The sequence below is a fragment of the Streptomyces bungoensis genome (genome assembly GCF_001514215.1).
Lineage (GTDB): Bacteria > Actinomycetota > Actinomycetes > Streptomycetales > Streptomycetaceae > Streptomyces > Streptomyces bungoensis.
This window is the reverse complement of sequence record NZ_KQ948909.1, coordinates 1-1,173: the sequence shown is the minus strand read 5'-3', so window position 1 is coordinate 1,173 and position 1,173 is coordinate 1. Positions and strand designations below refer to the sequence as shown.

At 69.7% G+C, this 1,173-nt stretch carries 1 pseudogene; it reads right to left on the bottom strand.

Annotated elements, in window-relative coordinates:
• A pseudogene (locus AQJ66_RS36575) lies at positions 1-1,173 on the bottom strand (alpha-1,4-glucan--maltose-1-phosphate maltosyltransferase); the annotation flags it as partial.

Sequence of the window (1,173 nt, the reverse complement as noted above, 5' to 3'; positions counted from 1 at the left end):
TGCTGTCGGCGGATGGTGTTGAGCCTGGTGATGAGGGGGGCGAGGGTGCGGCCCTCGCGGGCGGCGGCTTCCCAGTCGCGGGGTTTGAGCTGGTACTTCTCGGAGTCGAGGTACTCCTCGCCGCCCTCGCGCAGGGGGGTGTTCTCGCACAGTTCGTAGCCGCTGTAGATGCCCCAGGTGGGGGAGAGGGTCGCGGCGAGCACGGCCCGCACCTCGAACGCGGGCCGGCCGCCGTGCTGGAGGTAGGCGTGCAGGATGTCGGGGGTGTTGGCGAAGAAGTTCGGCCGCATCCAGGCCGCCGCCTCGCCCGACAGTTCCGTCAGGTACTCCGTCAGCTCTTGTTTGGAGTTGCGCCAGGTGAAATAGGTGTACGACTGCTGGAAACCGATCTGCGCCAGGGTGTGCATCATCGCCGGACGCGTGAACGCCTCCGCCAGGAAGATCACGTCCGGGTCGCGGCGGCCCACCTCCGCGATCACCCGCTCCCAGAACACCACCGGCTTGGTGTGCGGGTTGTCCACCCGGAAGATCCGCACCCCGTGCTCCATCCAGTGCCGCAGGATCCGCACCGTCTCCGCGACCAGGCCGTCCATGTCCGCGTCGAACGCGATCGGATAGATGTCCTGGTACTTCTTCGGCGGGTTCTCCGCGTAGGCGATCGTCCCGTCCGGGCGGTGGTGGAACCACTGGGGATGCTTGTCCACCCACGGATGGTCCGGCGAGCACTGCAACGCGAAGTCCAGCGCCACCTCCAGCCCCAGCTCCCGCGCCCGGCCCACGAAACGGTCGAAGTCCTCCAGCGTCCCCAGCGCCGGGTGCACCGCGTCGTGGCCGCCCTCGGGCGAGCCGATCGCCCACGGCACCCCCACGTCCTCCGGCCCGGCGGTGAGCGTGTTGTTGGGGCCCTTGCGGAACGTCGTGCCGATCGGATGGATCGGCGGCAGGTAGACGACGTCGAACCCCATCCCCGCGATCGCCTCCAGCCGCCGCTCGGCGGTACGGAACGTGCCGTGCGGCTGCTCGGCCGTGCCCTCCGAGCGCGGGAAGAACTCGTACCAGGAACCGAACAGCGCCCGCTCCCGCTCCACCAGCAACGGCATCGCGTCCGACGCCGTCACCAACTCCCGCAGCGGATACCGGGCCAGCACCCCCTCCACCTCCGGCGACAGCGCC